Source organism: Carboxylicivirga sp. (genome assembly GCF_982718395.1).
In genome coordinates this window covers 17,075-39,853 of record NZ_CEXQWX010000029.1, presented here as the reverse complement: position 1 = coordinate 39,853, position 22,779 = coordinate 17,075, and the positions used below count along the sequence as shown (strand labels likewise).

Genomic DNA, 22,779 nt, shown 5'->3' with positions numbered 1-22,779 from the left:
TGAAAATCATTGTTGCTTTAAGGAAATATTAACATTTTTGTCGCGCAACTAATATGGTGTCAATAATGCAATATTTTAGTTTTCATACCCACTCTGATTTTTGTGATGGAAAAGCTGGCATTGATCAGGTATGTCAGAGTGCAATAGAGCAGAATTTAAAAGCTGTTGGTTTTTCGAGTCATGCACCTGTAGCCTTTGAAACAGCATGGGCCATGCATTTCCATAATTTGGAATCGTATGTCGGTGAAATAGATAAATGCAAGGAAAAGTACAAAGGGCAGTTGGCCGTTTACCGTTCACTTGAAACGGATTTTATTTCTCATGAGCACAGTATCCCATTCGATACCTACCGAAAACTTGGGCAACTGGACTATATCATCGGATCAGTTCATTTGGTGCATAATCCTGAGGAGAAATCAAAACTTTGGTTCCTGGATGGTCCGGTTGAGAACTATGAACGTGGTTTAAACGAATGTTTTAAAGGAGATATCAGGAAGGCCGTTAAGCAATATTATCGGCAAATACAGGAAATGGTGCTGACCCAGAAGCCTGATGTAATTGCCCATATGGATAAAGTGGTGATGAACAACAAAGGACGATTCTTTACCGAATCAGAAAGTTGGTATCAGGAGGTTCTTGAAGAGACTTTGCAGGTAATTGCTAAAGCCGGTGTTATTATTGAGGTAAATACGAGAGGTATCTATCGAAGAAAGTATCACACCTGGTTTCCGAATGAACAAGTGGTAAGACGATGTGTCGAACTGGATATTCCTTTAACCGTTTCGGTTGATGCTCATCATCCTGATGAACTAACGGCAGGGTTTGAGGAGGCTGTTTCAATGCTTAAGAATGCTGGATGTGAAGCTGTCAGTTATTTTGAAGGCAATCAATGGAAACAAATTCCAATCGGGGATGTTCTTTATTCAGAACGATAGGTGGTATGTTTTTCTGCAGACTACTGCCTGAAAAACTTAAAAGCTAATAAAATATGTTTGACGATAATGATTTTGTTTGTCGGCACATGCAAATGACAAAAGCCGATATTATAAAAGTAATACGAGAGAAGAATATTACCTCCTTTGAAGATTTACAGGACGAAACGGATGTTGCTACCATCTGCGGTAGTTGTATGGCTGATATCGAAGAGATATTGGAGGATGAAATTGCCAAGAGAGAGGTTTAATTATTAAATAGTGCACTGTGCATAGTGCGCAGTTCATGAAATTTCATCCAATAATTTTATAAGGTTAAAAAAACGTAATTTAATATTATTTCGGTCAATAATTCGACAATACAATTAGTCAGTAGTTTTCAGACAGAATGCAGTTGCAGAAAGTGAAAACGGGCAAGGGCAGGAAGACTGATAACAGAAGTATTTCCGGACACTTTGCACTGAGCACCTTTATCAAATCCACAGATCCACAATTTAACCCTATTCTATCATCAACAGCGAACTGTCGCCATAACTCAAGAACCGAAAATCGTTATCAAGGGCATAACTATAAATATCTTTCCATTTATCTCCTACAATAGCTCCTATAAGTAATAGCAAGGTGCTCTGAGGCTGATGAAAATTTGTAACCAGTCCGTTAATCATTTTAAACCTGTAACCTGGCACAATAATAATAGCTGTTTTTCCAGCCAAGTGACTCTGTTTGTGTTGATCCATAAAGGTCAATAGGGCTTGCAGAGCCTCCCGGGTTGAATAGTAATCTGGTAAATTATATGGATCCCATTGTTCAATGCCTTTATCTATGCTTTCTCCCGATAAGAGTCGAACACCATACCAATAAAGACTCTCAAGTGTACGCACCGAGGTTGTTCCAACGGCGATTAGTGCATTGTTATTACGAATGAGTGATTCCAGAGAAGTTCGTTCAATTACAAAATGCTCCGTGTGCATCTCATGACCTGCTACCTCTTCTGATTTAACTGGCTTGAACGTACCAGCGCCTACATGCAAGGTCACATTTAAGAGCTGATGACCGCTGCTTAGTAATTTTCCCAGTATATTATCGGTAAAGTGGAGTCCGGCTGTTGGTGCCGCCACTGATCCCTGATGTTGAGAGTAGACAGTCTGATAACGATCCTTGTCGATATTTTCTGTTTCACGATTCAAATAGGGAGGAATAGGAGTCAGACCAATCACTTCAATAATCTCTGCAAAGGAGAAATTATTATTATTCCAGTTGAATTCAATTGAATATGCATCACCAAGGCGTTCACCTTTCTTAATAGTCAACTCAAAGCTGCTTCCCTCTATTTCGAGAGTTTTAACTAATGGCGTATCTTTCCACTTACGGGCATTGCCAACAATACATTTCCAAGTCGTTGTAGTACGACTGTCAAAGGCCATCTGAACTTCTGCCGGAGCAAGTGGCTCAAGACAAAAAATCTCAATCTCAGCACCAGTTGGCTTCTGTAATTTTAATCGCGCCCTTATTACTTTGGTATTATTGAAAGCCAGCATTGCATTGGGCGGTAGCTCATTTATAATATCAGGAAAAATACCTTCCTTGATGGTGTTATTTTTATAGATAAGCAGTTTCGAAGCATCCCTCTCGTTTAGCGGATACTTGGCGATGCGCTCATCCGGTAATTGATAAGTATAATTGCTAATTGATATCTGTGGCTTAATCATGATTCGCATTTTTGGCGCGACAAATTTAATTAACTTTGCTCATCTGCACCAATTGGTGTGTTAAAGTTAGTTTTATCGAATAATAAAAATTCAGAATAATGAGTGTTAAGGCAGGAGATACAGTTAGATTTTTAGATAGCAACGGAGGTGGTGTTGTAGTGCGTGTGGATGGTAAACTGGCCTACGTAGAGGATGAAGATGGCTTTGAAGTGCCTGTGATGATCAATGAGTGTGTGGTGATTAAAAATGAACAACCTCAAAAAAATGCAGGTTCTGGTAATGTGGTGGAAGAAGAAGTGGAAGAGGATGATTATGAATTTGCCGAAGAAATAGGTGATGATTCGTCGCCGCAGTTTTATATTGCCTTCTTATCTGGCGATAATCCCGGTCAGGCTTCTGGCAATCTACGCGTACAGGCAATTAATGATAGTAATTACTTTGTGTTTTATACCATAAGTAACCTTCGGAAGGATGGTGACCTTGATCTTTTCTACCATGGCACGGTTGAACCTAATACCAAGGTTGCCTTGGATAAACTGGCGGTTAATCAACTTGACGACCGTCAATGGCAAGTGAACCTGACTTTATTCAAGAAGAGTAAAACATACACTAATCTTGCACCGGTATCAGAAGTGATAAAGATCAAGGCATCTCGCTTTTTGAAGGATAATGTTTTTGCTAATAACGATTATTACCACGAGAAAGCTGTTTTGTTACCCGCTATTAAGGGTGAATTTGAACGAAAGCTGGAGGAGTTATCAGATAAGGAAATTAAAAAGGTTATTAAAGATAAGGAAAGCCAGCCAAAACGGAAGAAATATGCCAGGCGTGATGAACCTGCATTGCTGGAGGTGGATTTACACATTGATGAATTAATTGATTCAACGGCTGGCTTAAGTAAGGGGGAGATTATTACAATTCAGTTAGATAAGTTTAAGCAGGTGATGAGCGAAAATACTAAAAACAAAGGACGTAAGGTTGTATTTATTCATGGAGTAGGTAATGGTAAGCTTAAAACTGAAGTCCGAAAGTTATTAGACAGGCAATATCGAAATAATGTCTATCAGGATGCTTCATTTCAGGAATATGGTTATGGTGCTACCATGGTGATAATGTAAGTTATACAGTTGTAGATAATATAGCCGTTTGGGATGTTCTCAAGCGGCTTTTTTGTCATTAAAAGCTACTAAAATTGCAATGGAAGACAAACCTCAGTTGTTGGAATCTCTTGGTTTATACGTTAAAAGTTAGTGAGAAGCTTATTGTAAATTAAGTTTTTCAATCATATAAAGAAGCCTGTGTTCAGAAAAGTGCACAGGCTTTTTTAGTCTAAAAAACATTACCAATTTTACTACACCTGCCAGTTCTGTTTAATTCACTAAAGAAACCCTGAGCGTTTGCCATAAAATAAAACTAGTCATGCGACTAATATTGAATGGATGTCAATTAGGCGGACATAACTCACAACATTTCTACTAATCTGGTAAACCTAAAATTATAGCGTTAAGAATACTATCAATAATATGTGATGAAAGGATCGAATCTTTATTGGCATTTTGGTTATAAAGATTCGATCCATACAAATTAACGTATTCGTAATGTCTTCCTGGATGCCTTCTGATTCAATGGATTTTCTCAATTCTTGAATGAGGTAATTCTTATTTCAACTTTATCTCTTTTTAATAAATACTACTTCATTAAATAATTTATTAGCATTCTTTATTAGAAATGTATATACCTATAAATTATTAGTTATATTCTTTCGTATGGATATAAATATCGTTAATAAATTTATATATACCTTAATTATAATTGTATATTTCTTGCGTAAATTTATTTATCTACATATTTAAAATAGAAAAGATCAAATATTAAAAAGATTTAAAATTATTTGCAAAATAAAAAAATAATTTAAAACCTTTATAAGACTAATTGTATTCTTATAATTAGAAATTTAAAAATTACTAATACTGAATAAATTAAGAATGCACTATACAAAGAATAGCATAGTTTCATATCAATCAGGTGTAGAGTTATTGCTCAGGAATAGCTTGCATGAAGACTCAATTAAGCGTACGGTGAACCAGTACGGTTATAATGAGAAGGAATTGAACTATATCTATGGTCTGAATAAGGAATTGACCGAGTTGGTTGATGCCAGTGAGGCTGCGAAGAATCGAAAGCGTTTGGTGTATCGCGATAAGAGTAATTTGCTGACCCGGATCAAGAAGGAGTATATGCGCTATTTGAAGTTAGCGCGTATTGTGCTGGCCGAAGACCTTAAGGCAGGGGAGGCGTTGATGCTGAACGGAGCCAGAGCTCGTACCATTAATGAATTTATATTTCAGATGAACGCATTTGTTTCGAACCTTCTTAAAAATGAAGATTGGTTAAATGCTCTAAAGGTGTATAATATCCAGACGGAGAATATACAAGCACTTGAAGAACAGCTGAAAGAATTAGGCCATCTTTCAGATAAGTGTCTGGAGGCGCAGGGTGAGGTTCGTCGAATAACGAATTTGAAGAAGAAGATGTTGGTGAATATACAAGGCTATGTAAGTGACTACGTTAAGGTGGTTCGCATTGCTTTTGAAGAAAAACCGGGGCTTTTGGTGAGTCTTGGAATTAAAGCCAAGGATTAACTGTTGAATATAATTTGAAACTTTAAAAAAATATGAAGGATTTAAGAAAGCCTGAGATGGTGTAACATCTATACAGTATTAACGTACAAAATCTAATTAGTCAGGAAAGAGCGTTTTCTGTTAACTACAATACGGTGTAACTATATGTCCATTATAGAGTTGTTTGTCAGTAAATATGGGCTGTTGATAAAAATCTGAAAAGAATTGGGGGTACCCGTTCCGTAGTTAAGTAATGAAATTATATTTTTAGTGCTGTGTAGTGGGTTTGTGAAGTTGGGGACAGAAATAAACTCAAAGTTTATGAAGAGAGAACAATTTGTTAAGGTTTTATTTATTGCAGTCATCATGATTAGTTTTGGTGGTGCAATAAATGCGTTTGGTCAAAGTAATGAGCAGCATTTACCTTGCCTAAAAAAAGTTTATTTAGCCAGTGATGGTCAGGTAGAATTGAATTGTAAGCCGGAAGAGAGCAAATATATTGCTTATAATCGTTTTGAATGGACTGTAAACGAGATTAAGGGCAAAGGACGGATTGGTAATGAAATTAAGGAGGGTGTTACCAAAAAAGGTGGCAAATACTATCTGTTGCCAAGTGAAATTTATGAGGTAGTTGGGGATAAAGAAGTCGTTGTAGTGTACTCACAAAAATCTGATAATATTGAGACACTTATACTTACTTATCGCATTAAAGTGAGTGGAGGACAATAAAGCCTAAACCTTAAAAGATACACGATGAAAAGACATTTACTAATTTCAGTATTGCTAACAACACTATTCACCTGGAGTGCGCAGTATGCCTCCGGGCAATCGTGTGTTGAAGGTAATCATTGTGATAGCGAAGTAGACATATTATTGGATTGCCCGGATGTACCAACTTGGACTGAATATTTTTGGGATGTTCGAGAAATTGGTCACGTGGATGATCCGTCAAGGTCAGTGTCAAGCTTGATTCGACAGGATGGAAGTGATTATTATTTTACTCCAAGTGCAGTGGATGCGTCATGGTTAGGACGCGAAGTAAATGTGGTACTAATTCAAGGTTCACCAGGTGATGAAAGAGGTTGGGTGCCAGCACGAGCTCGTGTAATGCCATCACCTGCATCTTATAATCTTGTTGGTCCGAACGAGGTTTGCGTTGGTGAACCATTCACGTTATCATTGGAGAATTCAGAAGGTTTAACAACAAGTTATCGATTATATATACACGGTTCAGGTAGTAATGTTGGCGTTTCGCCTGGTCTAAACGGACAAATTGATTTTGATGTTACTAATGGTGTTGTTGGTGATTATATCTATTACGTAATTGCTGATAATGGTATCTGCCAAACAACAATGCCTGACTCAGATCCTAGCAATGGTTGGGCTGTTAAAGTAAACGCGGCACCTTCTGTTACTTTGGAAACAGATGATCCGGCCAATGAATTTTGCGACGGTGACTTAATTACGTTCACTGCCTTGGGTGCAGATGAATATGCTTTTTATTTAGGATCAATTAATCCTGGCAATGAATTACAAGCCAGGAGTACTGATAATACATATGATACGAATACTCTTTCAGATGGAGATGTTGTTGTTGTTGAGGGATTTGATACAAGTACATCAGGAGTAACCGAATGTTCGGCCAGCACCAGTGTTACTGTAGTAATTCAGGAAGTACCAACAGGTGTAATAAGTGGAGATAATACCATTTGTGAGGGGGAGTCAACTAATCTGACATTTACATTAACAGGTACAGGACCTTGGGATATTGTTTATACAGATGGTACCACTGATTTTAATGTTACGGCAAATGCATCTCCTCATGTAGTTGCTATAACACCGGCAGTTGGAACCATTACTTATACACTTAAATCATTATCGGATAGCGGCGGTTGTCCTGCGGGTGCACCAGACCTGACTGGTAGTGCAACTGTCATTGTTAATGAATTACCAACAGGTGATATTTCTGGAACAGCAACCATCTGTAATGGAGAAAGTACAGATCTCACCTTTACTTTTACAGGTACTGCGCCATGGAATCTTGTTTATACAGATGGAACAACTGATTTTCCTGTAAATAATATTGCAACCAGTCCGCATGTTATTTCTGTGTCGCCAATTGTTAATACGTCATATACTATAAAGTCATTAACAGATGCGAATATACCTGCATGTTCTGCTGCAACCTTAACGGGAGTAGCTGATATTACAGTAAATAGCAGACCTACATCATTAATGAGTGGTGATGCTTCGATCTGTGAAGGAGAAACAACAAATATTACAATTGATTTAACTGGTACCGCTGATTGGGATATAGAGTATACTGATGGATTTTCTACGTTCAATGCAACGGCAAGCGCAAGTCCGTTTGTTATTCCAGTAACGCCAGTTACGAATCCTGCTGGTAGTCAAACGGTGTACAATTATCAGGTAACGGCATTGAGTGATGCAAATTGTACTGCTCAACCTACCGATATAACAGGTACGCCTGCAGTAACCGTTAATCCAATTCCATCAGTAACATTAAATAGTGATCAGCCAGGAGACGAATTTTGTGCGGGTACGGATGTTGAGTTTACTGCAGGTAATGCAGATGAATATGAGTTTTATAGAAATGCCATTAATCCCGGTAATATAGTTCAGGCACGTAGTACGGATAATACTTTTAATACAACTGGTTTAGCAGATGGTGACGTTATTTATGTAGTCGGTTATGATACAAATTATGCTACAGATTGTAATGCAAACGCAAGTGTTACTGTAGTTGTAAACGAGGTGGTTGCCAGCATTAGTATAAGCGCTCCGGTGCCTGGAGGTACAGAGATATGTGCAGGTACACCAGTTACATTTAATGCCAGTGCAATAAAGACACCGGTTGATCCAACTGCTAGTTTCATTTATGATTTCAGAAGGATAAGGGGAGTAAGTGATCAGTCAGTTCAAAATGGTGCTTCATCTACCTATACAGATAATGCACTAATTGACGGAGATGTCATTTATGTCGTTATATCAGAAGCTAATTCAGGTTGTAGTGATAACTCCTTGATGATTACCATAACTGTCAATCCTAATCCTGCAGTAACATTATTAGCAAGTCCAAATCCTGTTTGTGAAGATGAAGATGTAACGTTTACTGCTACACCTGGTTTCGCTAATTATGAGTTCTTTGTTAATTCAGGTAGTGAACAAAGTAGTGCGTTAAATACGTATACGACAAACACTTTAGTCAATGGAGATGAAGTTTATGTGTCTGCAACATCAGATAAAGGATGTTCTGCCAGCTCTGCTCCACCAGTTAGTATAGTCGTTAATCCTTTACCTGTACCTTCCATAAGTGGTAATTTATCACCTTGTAATGGTGATGTTGAACGTTATACAACAGATGCTGGTAACTCAAATTATGTGTGGACCTTTACTGGTGGCGCGTTTGTTGGCGGAGGTAATGGTTTTGATTATATTGATATCCAGTGGAATAGTACGGGCAGTCAGACTGTAACAGTTTCTTATCGTAATTCTGATGGATGTGATCCTGCAGCACCAAGTTCTCAAAACGTAACAGTTAATTCTTTACCTGTTATATCAATAGCTGGAAATGAAGATGTCTGTTTAAATAGTACAGAAACCTATAGCACACAAACCGGCATGACAAATTACAGCTGGAATGTGGTGGGAGGTAGCATACAGTCAGACGATGGTAACGGAACCATTACTGTACTTTGGAATACCATAGGAAACGGAACTGTTAGTGTTAACTATGAAAATGCTGCTGGCTGTGATGCGGCTACCGACGAACAATTAGCAATTAATGTACATCCATTACCAACTCCTACCATTTCAGGTAATGATCCGGTATGTTTAAATGCTATTGAAACATATACTACTCAAAATGGATATAGTAATTACGATTGGGTTGTTGTTGGAGGTACAATTATTCCAACGGCTAATCCGCATATAGTTGATGTACAGTGGACCTCACTTGGTTCTCAAAGTATTAGTGTTAACTATGAGGCGACTGCTGGTAACTGTAAAGCGGCAACTCCTTTTGTTTTACCGGTCGAAGTTAATGCACTTCCGGTACCAACGATAGGCGGACCAACCGATGTATGTCTGAATTCCACGGGGAATACATATACAACAGAAACAGGTATGTCCGGTTATTCCTGGACAATAAGTGGAGGTATTATTGACTCGGGTAATGGATCAAATACTGTTTCGGTTACATGGAATACAGCTGGAACAGGTACCATTAGTGTTTCATATACAGATGCTAATGGTTGTGAACCTACTAACCCAACCGATTACGTTGTAAACGTTAATAGTTTACCAGTACCATCAATCACAGGCGCTAGCACTGTGTGTCTTATGACAACAGAAGCATATACAACTGATCCGGGTATGAGTAATTATTTCTGGACAGTAAGTGCAGGTGGTACAATTGTCGGAGGACAAAATACACAATCGATAGATGTAGAATGGACAACCAATGGTACAAAAAGCATTACAGTTACATATACAGATACAAATAACTGTGATCCGGATTCTCCAAGTTCGACAAATGTAACAGTGGTCGACTTGCCTAATCCAACAATATCAGGAAGTGATAATGTTTGTGAAGGACATACAGTTACATATACAACCCAGGCAGGTGGAACAAATTACGATTGGCAGATTGTGGGTGGAGTTATTACTCCGTCTGCTGATGAGCATATTGTTGATGTAGTCTGGACACTTGGAGCAGGTAGACAAATCAGTGTTAATTATGAATTGGCATCATGTCCGGCAAGTACACCTTTTGTGTTGCCAGTTACTGTTAATCCAATACCAACTGTTGCCTTAACTGGTGCGAATGAAGCCTGTTTAAATTCAACTGGACATGTATATACCACTGATGCTGGGCAAAATAACTATACTTGGACTGTTACCGGAGGTACATTTGGTCCTGGTGCTAGTCCTGAAGAAATAATAGTTACGTGGGATACTCAAGGAGCCGGTTCTGTAGAGGTTAATTATGATAACTCTAGTGGGTGTTCTGCTGTTAACCCATCACGTATTGATGTAACAGTTCATGCCTTGCCAGTTGTTACAATTACCGGTAACGATGTGGTTTGTAATACTTACCGTGAAGTATACACAACTGAACCAGGTATGAGTTCATATAATTGGTTAGTTACAGGTGGAGTGATAGATGTTGACGATAATAACGGACGTATTGAAGTAATCTGGAATACCGTTGGTTCTCAAACAATTAGTGTAAGTTATGAAGATGCTAACAATTGTAGTCCGGCGGCACCTCAGGTGTTAAATGTAACAGTAAACGATACACCTGTACCAAACATCATTGGTGATACCGACGCTTGTGTAGATAATGTTAAAACTTATAGCACTCAAACAGGATTCAATAACTATAACTGGATTGTTCCGGCTGAAGGAACAATAATATCAGGTACAGGTACAGAGAGTATTGATGTGCTGTGGACTGCCATCGGTACACATACGATCTCTGTCAATTACGAAAACACAAGTAATTGCTCTGGATTAACACCTGCTACTCTTGATGTTACTGTTAATCCACTGGCAGGTGTAGCTCTGAATGTTGTTCCTGGTACGAGTGTAATTATAGGCACTGAAGTAACATTTACTGCAAGCGGAACAGATGTTGTTAATTATGATTATAAAGTAAATGGTAATTTGCAAACCGGACATGATGGTTCAGAGACCTTCAGATGGACACCAGCCGATATAGGTGATGACAATACTGTTGTACGAGTTATTGCTGAAACCAGCAATGGTTGTAAGGATAGTACCGAAATAACAATCAGTGTATTCGAGGGCTTATTCCCATCAAATGTTGAACCAAGTACTCAGACATATTGTGAGGGAAGTCCTGAGACAATATCGATTTACTTGGTTCCACCAATATTGGCAAATGTTACCTATGAACTGATACGTACTGATGATGCACAGTCCATTGGGACGGTATTGGTAACAGATGCTGCAGATGAAGTGCGCTGGACTCATGGTGTTAACGGTGTTGATCTCGAATACAACGGAACGGCAACTTATAAGATTGAAGCATACTGGCCAGCTGTTCCTGGTGATAAGATTGATATGAGTAATACTGTTCAGGTTACTGAGATACCGCTTCCAAACAATACATTCTCAATACAGCCTACGGGAGACGTAACCGGATGTAATGGTGGCATAGGGTATGAAGTAACACTTGATGGTTCTGAGCCTGATGTTGATTATTATCTACTTGTAGGCAGTACACCTGTTGCTGGCCCAGTAAGCGGTACCGGTGGTACCATATCGTTTGGCAATCAACTAACAACTGGTATCTATACTGTTTCTGGTGAAAGAAATGGTTGTCCGGAAGTTATGGCAGGTACCTTTGAGATTAAGTCGGACTGGAGTGGTACTAGCCAGGATGTTGTGGGTGACCCAACTCATGGAAGATTCTGTACAGGTGGTTTAGGCATCGAAGTGATACTGCAAAGTTCTGAAGTTGGTGTTAATTATATTGTTAGTCACAATGGATCTGAAATAACAGGATCTGACTGGACTGGTGATGGTAACTCTCATACATTCGGACCGTACGATCAGGTAGGTGATTATACTGTAAGTGTTAAAACCGTTAGCGGTTGTTATTATCCAATGAATGGTTTAGTTACAGTTATTGAAGAAAGCTTACCAACTGCATTTAACCTGCTTGCATTGAATAATATACCAAGCTACTGTCCTGGTGAAGCAGGCGTTCAGTTACTGCTTGACAATAAGGAAGTAGGTGTAAGGTATACTTTATACCAGGATAACAATCCTGTTGAAGATATTTTAGCAACGAGTGATGGTGGACAATTAGTGTTCACCGGAATATATCCAGAAGGTAATTATACCGTTAGGGCTAATGTAGAGGGCATCACTTGTGAAGAAGATATGGCCAATGATCTTGACGTTGTGATAGATCCTGAACCAATAGTACTTGATTTAATGGGTGAGACCAGTTTCTGCGAAGGAGGAGGATCAGTGGGTCTGTATATTAATAATCCTGAAAATGATGTCACTTACGAGTTGTATCTGGATGGTAATCCGACTGGCAATAATGGAACTGTCAGTGGAGGTCAGATAGTCTGGGATGTTGCAATTGAAGCGGAGTATACTGTTCAGGCAGTTAAGAATAATGCTCAGACCGATTGTGGTCCGGTTGCAATGAACAATGCAATTAATGTTGTAATGACATTATTACCTGAAGATCGTGTGCTAAATGTGGTTGATGGAACTGATTGTTCTAATGGAACAATTATTACCATTCCAAATACTCAAAATAATATTAGGTACGTAGTTGTCAGTATGTCAACAGATTTGCCTGTACCTGGTTACGAGATTATTGGTAATGGTAGCGACGCTTCATTTGCTCCAATATTTGACTCAGACGGATATTATAGGGTTGAAGCATATAATAACACTTGTTTAACCACAATTGATGATACATATAATAATCCAATTCATGTTCAGATAGCTGGAGTGGTTGGTAAGAGGGACATTACCTATATACCTTCAGGACCTATTTGTGTTGGTTCTGGTAATATTACCATCCAGGTAAATATTCCTGAAACAAATATTGATTACGTCTTGTATCGTATTGATGCGATGAACAATGATATACCAGTAGATACTATATTGTCATCACATGCAACAGATCCAATTGAGTTTGATGCATTGTTTGCAGAAGGAACCTATAAGGTAATTGGTTATGCAGATATTATTAACGATCCTTCTGGTTGTAGTAATGAAATGCTGAATCAGGTAACACTTACTTACAATCCATTACCTAAGTCATTTAGATTATATGGCGCGGATAAGTATTGTTCTACTGATCCTGCAATACTGACTCTTGATGGTTCAGAAGGTAACTATGAATATACCTTATTACGCGATGATGGAAGTGGTAATGTATTGGTTGATACGAAAATTGGAGATGGCGGAGAACTGCAGTTTATTCCAGTTAATCAAGATGGTGCTTATACCGTGTACAGTATTTCGCCTGATGGTTGTACTTCCAGCATGAGAGATACAGTTACTGTGAGCGCTGGAACAGATATTGATATGCAGATTGCCAGTTCTAATACCTTGGAATATTGTTCAGCTGATGGCAGTGTTGAAATTAGTTTGCAGAATCAACAGGATGGTGTTCTGTATCAAGTGCTTGATGCATCTTCTGTAGTTGTTGCCGAAGCAACAGGTGATAATAGCGCTACACATCTTGTATTAGGTAGTGTATCAGATGGTTCGTATACAATCTGGGGTTCATATAACGGTATGGGCTGTATTACACAAATGAATAATGGTGACCCGGTTGATGTTACCGAGTTATCCAGCCCACTTACGTTTGGCGTAAGTTCAAATGTGAATAGCGTTTGTGGTAATGTTGGCGCACAGGTAATTCTGAGTGGCAGTGAAGATGGACGCGTTTATAGCATTTTAGCGGATGGATTTGACCTTGGTGATTCACAGACAGGTGATGTAGCAGGAAATTCGATCATATGGAATGTTACCGAGAGTGTTGGCGGTACTGTGATATATGAAGTTATAGCACTTAGTAGTGGTACCTGTGATTTATCCATGGGAACAGTTAGCATCGATTATAAAGAAGCTCCAGAGAAACCAGTTGCTGTATCAACTGATATTCAATATTGTTTTGGAGAAGAAGGGGCAACTGTTAGTTTACTTAATACGCAAGTAGGGTTTGATTACTATATTGTGAACAGCGTAACGAGTGAACGCATTGGATGGTTAACAGGTACTGGTAATCCTGAAGCATTTAATGAATATATTGGAGCTGGAACTTACTATATTATTGCCAAGTCATTTGATAATGGTTGTGAGAATCGGACTGACACGGATATTATTATTATCGAATATTCTGAAATTCCTGAATTCAATATTACAGTTGGTAAGCCTAGCAAGGGAATGACTACTATTGAAGAAGATGAAATAGGAGTTGGTTCTGTAAATGTTGATTCAATTGGATTAAACAACTCAACTTTAGATATTACTTATACTCTTTTGAAAGATGGTAATCCATATGCAATTGAGTATGTAGTGAGTGGCAATGGTAGTCCATTTGTATACGATAACTCACCATCTGACGGAGGTATTTATACTATCCGAGCTGAGGAAAACGGATGTTTACGAGACATGTTAGGTTCTGTCAGGTTGGAGGTGAAACCTTTAATTGCTAATGATACACTTGTTTCTGTCAAAAAAGGTGAAAACGAAAAATTAGTAGTTGTTCACGAAAACGATGATCTTGAAACAACAGTTCTTGATATTATAGGAGCTAATATTAAATTTAGTTTAATTGATCCGAATGTGAATCCAACTCCAGATCCTAATGAGGATGGATTTACTCCACTATTGGCTTATGAGTCGATTCCAAGGAATAAGTTTACGATTGATGCTAATACGGGACAATTACAGTTAATTAAGACTCCAAGCTTCTATGGTCGTGATTCTGTAAGTTATTTAATCTACAATACGGAACATACGCATCGATTTGATCACGCTACAGTTCATTTCTTTATTGGAAATGCTGATGTTGATGAGGAGAATAACCTGTTGATTCCAAATGCATTTTCTCCAAATGGTGATAAATACAATGAGAAGTTTGTAATTAGTGGAAGCTATGGTGAGGGACCAGAATCAGTATCTGAGTCAAAACTCGAGGTATTTAATAGATGGGGTACGGTTATTTATCGTTCTAAAGGCAACAGGTATGGCGAAGACGATTCTTGGTGGGATGGAACGTCTAACGCAGGAGCGATGGTTTCTCTTGGTGAGAAATTGCCGAGTGGTACATACTTCTATGTTTATACTATAACAATTAATGATTCAGAATCTGGTACGAAAACTAAAGAGTTTTCTGGATACATTGAATTAAGGAGATAAAAGATTTTACTATGAGGAATCTGTTAACCATACTGTGTCTGATGATGTTGGTTCTGAGTCTTAAAGCACAAGACCAGGCCCAATACAATCATTATATATCTAACCAAGGGGTATTAAATCCAGCTTATAATGGAACACGCGACGTAATTAGTGGTTTAATTATTCATCGCAGTCAGTGGGTTGGTATGGATGATTCCCCCATGAATCAGGCCATAAATGTTCACGGACCAATTGAGGATACAAATTTAGGAGTAGGAGTGGTACTTGAAAATGATAGAATTGGATTTTCAAATAACTTCAATTTTATGGCTGCCGGTTCCTATAAATTGGAGATGGGGCGAACAAACTTTCTCTCTTTAGGATTGCAAGTCGGGGTAACTTCCAATGTTTATGATGGAACGAAGGCTATAACGGATGACTTCGGAGATCCTTTATTCGAAAGAAAGGAGTCTATTTTAGGATTCAATTTTGGTGTTGGAGCATATTATTATGGAGAAAATTATTTTGGAGGATTTTCTATTCCGCGGTTTTTTAATCCTTCATACGATGAAGCTCAGGAAAATAATGGTCAGTACAAAAATACAGTCAGTTTTGAAAATTTGCACTCTTATTGGTATGGTGGGTACATTTTCGATTGGGATCAAGTAAAAGTTAAACCAACGGCCTTGATCAGAACCGTAGTTGGCGCACCATTAACCTTTGATGTATCTTGTAATGTATTACTAAATGAGCGAATTTGGTTAGGTGCTTCTTATCGAAGTATCTCTGAAGTTGTTTTCCTGAGTGAATATATAATTAACAGACAATGGACGGTCCGTTATTCCTTTGATTATTCATTATCGAAGCTAGGACGTTTTGGACAATATGGATCACATGAGATAGGATTACAATTTGATTTCTCTTTTAATAAGAGAGCAGGTATGCGTTCTATCAGGTATTTCTAAAAATAACTGATGGGCGATTATGAAAAGAAATTTGGACAAAAAATATAACCGATGAAACCTAATTCTCGATTAACACTTCTTCTACTGATGCTTCTGGCTATATCTTCTGTATATGGACAGCGTTCAGAATTGAAGAAAGCACAGGAATATCTAGCCAACGAGGAATACTACAGGGCATTGGAGTATTATGATGCTGCTGAAGAGAAAGGTGCTCAGTTTAATACACAAACGAAAATTGAAATTGCCCGTTGTTACTTTTATCAAAAGAATCAAAACGAAGCATTAACTCGTTATGATGAATTGCAGGACCATTTAACAGGTGAGGACATCGTAAACTTTGCCATATGTTGGCATAGGGGAAATGGTTATGATTTAGCAATAGAATGGTATAATAAAGCCAAAAAGCAAGGTGCTAACCCAATTGATATGGATAACCTGATTAAATCCTGTGAATGGGCTAAGGAAAATGGTGATTATAATCCGGATGTAGTTGTTAATCCGGCTAGTCTGTTAGTTGGGGGGCAGTCTTTTGGTATTCAATATTTTAAGAATGGCGTAGTTTATTCTGCAGAAAAGGAAGGTAGAAGTAAAGAAGTGGACCGCTCTGGTAAAGGCATGTTAAACTTGTTTTTCTCAGAAATGGTTGATGGAGAAATTCAGGAAGAGAGTCGTTCTTTTTCCAAAAATCTGGAATCTGACTATCATGTTGGGGCAACTGCGTTTACCAGTGATTATAAGCGTATTTACTATACTAAGCCTGTTCGGGTCAAGGGTGGAGATAGTCGATTAAAAATATTTACATCAGTATTTGATGGAGAAGAATGGGTAAATGAAAGGGAATTAGGGATTAACTCTGATGATTATAATACGGCATACCCTGCTGTATCAGCCGATAATAAATACTTGTACTACTCATCAACACAACGAGGTGGATTTGGTGGCAAAGACCTTTACAGGGCAGAGATAAAATCTTCTGGTGATGTTGTAAATGGCGTTAATCTTGGAAAGGTAATTAATACATTTGGAGACGAAGAATGGCCATTCCTTGATCAGGAAGGGAACTTATACTTTGCCTCTGACGGTCACCGTGGATTTGGAGGATTGGATATTTTTATGGCAGAGAAAACAGCCAGTGGGTATAGTGAGCCGGTAAACCTTCGTCAGCCAATTAACGGTGGTATGGATGATTTTGGATATGTGTTAAATCCAGCCGATCAAACAAGAGGTTTTCTATCTTCGAATAGAATCGGAGATGGTACTAGCGATGGTGTATTTACCGTTGCTCCACCAGCAGCAGAGGAAGAAGAAGATACGGATGCACCTCCTATTTTTGGTTTGGAAGAAGTCCCAATCGTGGATATGCAGAGTGAAGAACAAGTGGAAACACCTGAAGTAGACCTCAGCATGTACCCATCAAGTTTATCTACTAAGTTTACATCCACTTTTAATGGTGATGTTGTTCCTGGTGTCACAGTGGTTATCAGAGACGCTAATAGCGGTACTTTAGTTGCATCTGGTGAATCAGGAGATGACGGGCACGTAGCAATTGTTATACCTGATGAGTATAAAAATGAAGAGCAGGAGTTTGAAATTAAATTTTCTAAAGGCGATGAGTTTAATGCTAAGCGAATGATTGTAAATATCATGGAGATTGAAGATATTAACAGCAATGGTCTATCATTAACGCCTATCTTCAAGGATGATGTATTGGATGATATTGGTACAATGATTATCCCTTATGAAGGGAATGAAATTACCAAGGAGGGATTAGCTGTATTGGATGAACTAGCTGCTTACTTGTTACAAAATCCTAATATTGTTGTTAAACTAAATGGTCATACTGAAGCCAAGGGAAATAGATACAACAACTTAAATGTTTCCCAGAACATTGCAGATAAAGCAGAGCAAATAATGATCACTAAAGGCATCAATGATGATCAAATGATACCAAGAGGATATGGTGAACGCTATCTTAAAAATAAATGTCAACGTGGTATTTATTGCACAGACAGTGAGCATCTGATCAATCGACGGATTGAAGTTGTAGTGTGGCGAATTCTTGAATAGTAATTGGAAAAGGTAATACCTATCAATAATGAGACATTTATCGCTTATAATAGTTGTTTTAATACTTAGCATGGGTTTTCATGCTAAGGCTGATAAATTGGATAAATTACGCACCAATAAGAAGATTATTCGAATGGGGGAAGCCAAGGCTCCTTACTTCGCTATTCAGATCATTGCATTGAAATTGCCTCCTCAGGCACCTGAATTCTTTAGAAATGTAGATGTGGCACGCGAATATCCATGTAATGACGGCTATTTACGCTTCTGTGTTGGTGAATTTAATTCGTATGAAGAAGCGAAATCAGCTTTAGAGTCAGTGAAAGGCATAGGATATGATCAGGCTTTTGTTGTCAATACACGAGAATATGCTCTGGATGGTAATGCAGCACAGTATTCTTCATCTTCCAAAAACAAAAAAATAGATCCAAATAAGACGTATACAGTACAACTTGGAGCAATGCGATTTCCTGTTTATCTAAGTCATTTTGAAAATATTGATGATGTGATGGAATTCAGGATGAAGGATAAGATATTTCGCTACACAACTGGTCAGTTTAGTGGAGATATTGCTGAGGAGGAGTTAGCTAAGATCAAAGCATTGGGTTACAAAGACGCCTATTTGGTTGAGTTGGATAAATACCTTCCCTTTAAGATTGAATAAAAAATTGTAGTTTTGCATTAATAGCAAGCCGGTCTATCGCTGTAACCGAAGGGTTGGAGAGGAAAGTCTGGGCAACACAGAGCACCGTGCTTCTGAATAGGAAGATGTCCGTGAGGGCATAGTAATGTAGCAGAAAATAACCGCCTTAGGGTAAGGGTGAAAAGGTGAGGTAAGAGCTCACCAATGCGGTAGGTGACTATTGCAGTTGTACATCTGGCGGGTTGCAAGACCATGTATATCATAATTCCGTAAGGAGCAGAGCTGCTCGCTTTGTTTCATTGAAGTTGTGAGGGGTAGGTCGCTCGAGATAACAGGTGACTGTTATCTAAGATAAATGATAGACGCTTCCATTGGAAGATACAGGACCCGGCTTACAGGCTTGCTATTTCTTTCCTTTTAAAGCCTTTTTGAGTAACGAACATGCATTGGACCGAAGTGGAAATTGTAAAGTCAGTTTTAGCATTCTAAAATACACGCAAGAGAATGATTAAAATTCACCGGGAGTTCAATGTGACGGATGAAAATAAATTATAAATACATAAAACGAACATGTAAATTTGATTATCCTAATTGACGCACAGGAGGATGATCAAATTTATTTAAGAGTTCCATATGACCTTTGAAAATAAATTTAATCATATGAAAGATCGAATAGCTAAAATCATAGACTTTCTTACTGAAGAAATTTGGCGTATCAGAGCCGAGTCAACTACCAAACGCCAGTTTTTCCTGATTCGCATCATTCGTATTTTAAGTATTTCGATAAAAGGCTTTATTAACGATAAATGTCAATTAAAAGCTTCTGCACTTACTTTCTATTCTTTGTTATCTGTGGTACCTGTAGCCGCTCTTGCTTTTGGAATTGCTAAAGGTTTTGGACTCGATAATAAATTGCAGGATATTTTAAAGGATAGGCTAGAGGGCCAGGAGGAAGTATTGGATTTTATATCAGACTTTGCTCTCAACTATCTGGAAAAAACGCCTGGAGGTGAGATTGCAGGAATTGGTCTGGTTGTTTTGTTTTGGTCGGTGATGAAAGTGTTTGGAAACATTGAACATTCATTCAATGATATTTGGGAAGTTAAACATGCACGGTCATTCATTCGGAAGTTCAGTGATTATATTTCTCTGATGCTGGTTGGTATTGTTTTCCTGATTTCAAGTGGAGGAATGGTAGCTGTTGTAAGAAGCCAACTTGAGAAGGTTGGAATCGAAGGAGATGGCGTTTCCTCGCTGCTTTATGTTTCCTCAATAGTATTGGTATGGATCGTATTTACACTGCTTTTGTATATCATGCCTAATACCAGAGTAAAGTTCCGATCGGCTTTATTTGGTGGCATTATTTCAGGTACATTATTTCAATTGCTGCAATATGGTTACATCCATTTTCAGTCATCAGTAACAAGCTATAATGCTATTTACGGTAGTTTTGCTGCCTTACCATTCTTCCTGATCTGGCTTCAGGCAAGTTGGTTAATCGTCCTTTTAGGTGCCGAATTATCTTTTGCTTTTCAAAATGCCCATAGTTATGAATTTGATGCTGATACGCGCCGAATAAGTTATGAATATAAAAGACACGTGTTATTAATGGTTGCAGCATTCGTTATAAAGCGATTTGCGCGCGGAAAATCGGCTCCAAGTAACATGGATTTATCAAATGAGTTAAAGCTCCCTATAAGGCTGATTAATGAGGTTCTTTATGATTTGGTTATAAGCCATGTTTTCTCAGAAACAACCAGTGAGGATGAGAAAGAAACATTATATCAGCCTGCCACGGATATTAATCAACTGACGGTAATGAAGGTCATTAAAATGGTTGAAGCAAAAGGAAGTCGTGATCTTCATTTTGAGGAAACCATTCATCTGCATAATCTACAGGGGATTTTGGCAGAGTTTGATGACTTATTGAAAGGAAGTAATCGAAATATCCTGTTAAAAGATTTATAGGAAATAAGATAATAGAAGCAAGAATAATAACAGAAAAGGCGATAACCGATCAAGTTATCGCCTTTTTATAAGAACCGCATCAATCGGGATTATTTAAACTCCTGAAAACAGGATTTGAGTGCATGTAATTATCGATAATCCTCCGTACTATAAATAGTAACCACAAGGGCGAGGCCCGCTCTTTAAAAACATAGCGTCACTCGGTGTTTCTTTAGTGTTGAGTTTAACAATCTAAATACGACTGATGCGGAATGTCTTTGTCAATGATCGTAATACAAATATAGGTTTTAATATAGCTGTATCCAAGAAAATATAAGGGTTTTCGAGTGATTGAGACAGAATGCGTTGATTTGTAAAAAATTAAAATGTGTACTTTTACCCTTACTTTAATTCGATTTTATAAAATTCAAGAGATTAAAAGTATTGCATGTACGTAATTGTTGATATTGAAACAACCGGCGGAAATTTAAAGAACGGAAAAATAACGGAGATTGCAATCTACCGGCATGATGGAGAAAAGGTTGTTGATGAGTTTGTTAGTTTAGTTAATCCTGAAAGTTATATCCCTCCGTTTATCACTTCTTTGACTGGTATTACAAATGATATGGTTGAAACGGCGCCACCTTTTTATCAAATAGCCAAGGATGTGGTGGATATCTGCAAAGATGCTGTCTTTGTTGCGCATAATGCAGGTTTCGACTATAATTTTATAAAAGAGGAGTTTAAAAACCTGGGATACAGTTTTGAAATGCCAACAATATGTACGGTTAAGCTTTCAAGGAAGTTATTACCTGGTCATGATTCCTATAGCCTTGGTAAGATTTGTCCTGCTTTGGGTATTGGTAATGATGCCCGTCACCGTGCTGCAGGTGATGCACTGGCGACTGTTCAGCTATTTGAAATCCTGCTCCAAAAGAACAATGGGATATTAAATCCCGAAGACCCATATAAAGAATTTTCGGCCAATGGATTGCATCCTGATTTGACCATTGATCACATAAAGTCTTTACCTACTCAGGTTGGAGTATACTACATGCACAACGAGAATGGAGAATTGATTTATATTGGCAAAAGCAAAAACATCCGAAACAGGATTATTACGCATCTCGGTAATCCCCGTACCAAGAAAGGGATCGAAATGAAGCAGAATGCGGCCGATATAAGCTATTTTCTGACCGGAAGTGAGTTGATCGCCTTACTCAAAGAATCGCAGGAAATAAAGGCGGAAAAACCCCGATATAACCGGGCGCAGCGTCGATCAAGAAGTAAGGTGGGATTGTATCATTATACCGACAGACGCGGGTATGTACGTTTAATGCTCAAACCGAATACAGGAGTTGAAATCCCTGATGCCACTTTTGAAACCATGCAAGAAGGACGGGAGCGACTTTTTCAATGGATTGAAGAGTACGAGCTATGTCAGCAATTATGTGGATTGTATGAAGGAAAACATGGCTGTTTTCAATACCAGCTTAAAACCTGCAAAGGGGCATGTGTTGGAGCGGAAACTGATACCAACTATAATAGCCGCGCGTTGCAACTATTAAATAAGCTTTCATATGGACATGATAACCTGGTTATTTTAGACAAAGGAAGAAATGATGCAGAGATGGCTATTGTCGTTATCGAAAATGGAAGCTATTTAGGTTGGGGATATATTGAAGAAGATGTCTGCATTGAGAAGCCGGATCAGTTTAAGGACCACATCAGCTATTATGATGATAATGGTGATACCAGAAGCATTATATCAAATTACCTGCGGAATAAGAAGTATAAAAAGCTGATACCTTATTAATTGTAATGGATTACAGACTTATAGACGCAAGACATAAGACAAAAGATTGATTTACGAGGCGCTTAATATCACTTTGATTGATATTTTGCATGTCTGAATAATCAGTTAAATAGTTAGTCATGTCATAACTCGTCGTTTGACTAACAGCATTAAATCGG

Annotated in this window: 12 protein-coding genes and 1 other RNA gene; 12 read left to right on the top strand and 1 reads right to left on the bottom strand. The window is 38.2% G+C overall.

Annotated elements, in window-relative coordinates; all coding sequences use genetic code 11:
• Nucleotides 1-65 precede the first annotated feature (65 nt).
• Nucleotides 66-935, top strand: coding sequence for a histidinol-phosphatase (locus AC4MRQ_RS07770; RefSeq protein WP_491197095.1), 870 nt, complete (start codon nt 66-68; stop codon nt 933-935).
• A 53-nt stretch (nt 936-988) separates the two neighbouring features.
• The gene (locus tag AC4MRQ_RS07765; protein ID WP_491197094.1) at nt 989-1,183 is read left to right on the top strand and encodes a (2Fe-2S)-binding protein; all 195 of its coding nucleotides are present in this window, start codon (nt 989-991) and stop codon (nt 1,181-1,183) included.
• 249 nt (nt 1,184-1,432) lie between these two features.
• Here the strand turns inward: AC4MRQ_RS07765 and AC4MRQ_RS07760 are convergent, their stop codons facing one another.
• Nucleotides 1,433-2,641: an S-adenosylmethionine:tRNA ribosyltransferase-isomerase gene (locus AC4MRQ_RS07760; RefSeq protein ID WP_491197093.1), complete on the bottom strand. Its 1,209-nt coding sequence runs from the start codon at nt 2,639-2,641 to the stop codon at nt 1,433-1,435.
• Between the two features lie 98 nt (nt 2,642-2,739).
• On the opposite strand from AC4MRQ_RS07760, the gene AC4MRQ_RS07755 reads away from it, so the two are divergent.
• From AC4MRQ_RS07755 to AC4MRQ_RS07710, 10 genes are all read left to right on the top strand, one after another.
• Nucleotides 2,740-3,759, top strand: a complete 1,020-nt coding sequence (locus AC4MRQ_RS07755) for a DUF2027 domain-containing protein (protein ID WP_491197092.1) — start codon at nt 2,740-2,742, stop codon at nt 3,757-3,759.
• An 867-nt stretch (nt 3,760-4,626) separates the two neighbouring features.
• Nucleotides 4,627-5,283, top strand: coding sequence for a PQLLE family protein (locus AC4MRQ_RS07750; protein WP_491197091.1), 657 nt, complete (start codon nt 4,627-4,629; stop codon nt 5,281-5,283).
• A gap of 300 nt (nt 5,284-5,583) precedes the next feature.
• Nucleotides 5,584-5,991: a hypothetical protein gene (locus tag AC4MRQ_RS07745; protein ID WP_491197090.1), complete on the top strand. Its 408-nt coding sequence runs from the start codon at nt 5,584-5,586 to the stop codon at nt 5,989-5,991.
• A gap of 24 nt (nt 5,992-6,015) precedes the next feature.
• Nucleotides 6,016-15,207 carry a T9SS type B sorting domain-containing protein gene (locus tag AC4MRQ_RS07740; protein WP_491197089.1) on the top strand — a complete coding sequence of 3,064 codons (9,192 nt, stop codon included), beginning with the start codon at nt 6,016-6,018 and terminating at the stop codon, nt 15,205-15,207.
• Nucleotides 15,208-15,218: 11 nt separating this feature from the next.
• Complete coding sequence (locus tag AC4MRQ_RS07735) at nt 15,219-16,151, top strand: PorP/SprF family type IX secretion system membrane protein (protein WP_491197088.1); 933 nt, start codon at nt 15,219-15,221, stop codon at nt 16,149-16,151.
• A gap of 51 nt (nt 16,152-16,202) precedes the next feature.
• Nucleotides 16,203-18,218 carry an OmpA family protein gene (locus AC4MRQ_RS07730; protein ID WP_491197087.1) on the top strand — a complete coding sequence of 672 codons (2,016 nt, stop codon included), beginning with the start codon at nt 16,203-16,205 and terminating at the stop codon, nt 18,216-18,218.
• Nucleotides 18,219-18,246: 28 nt separating this feature from the next.
• Nucleotides 18,247-18,879, top strand: a complete 633-nt coding sequence (locus AC4MRQ_RS07725) for an SPOR domain-containing protein (RefSeq protein WP_491197086.1) — start codon at nt 18,247-18,249, stop codon at nt 18,877-18,879.
• Between the two features lie 20 nt (nt 18,880-18,899).
• Nucleotides 18,900-19,269, top strand: an RNA gene (gene rnpB, locus AC4MRQ_RS07720) — RNase P RNA component class A.
• A 249-nt stretch (nt 19,270-19,518) separates the two neighbouring features.
• Nucleotides 19,519-20,826 (top strand): YihY/virulence factor BrkB family protein, encoded by a 1,308-nt coding sequence (locus AC4MRQ_RS07715; protein WP_491197085.1) that lies wholly within the window; start codon nt 19,519-19,521, stop codon nt 20,824-20,826.
• Nucleotides 20,827-21,253: 427 nt separating this feature from the next.
• Complete coding sequence (locus AC4MRQ_RS07710; RefSeq protein ID WP_491197084.1) at nt 21,254-22,621, top strand: exonuclease domain-containing protein; 1,368 nt, start codon at nt 21,254-21,256, stop codon at nt 22,619-22,621.
• Nucleotides 22,622-22,779 lie beyond the last annotated feature (158 nt).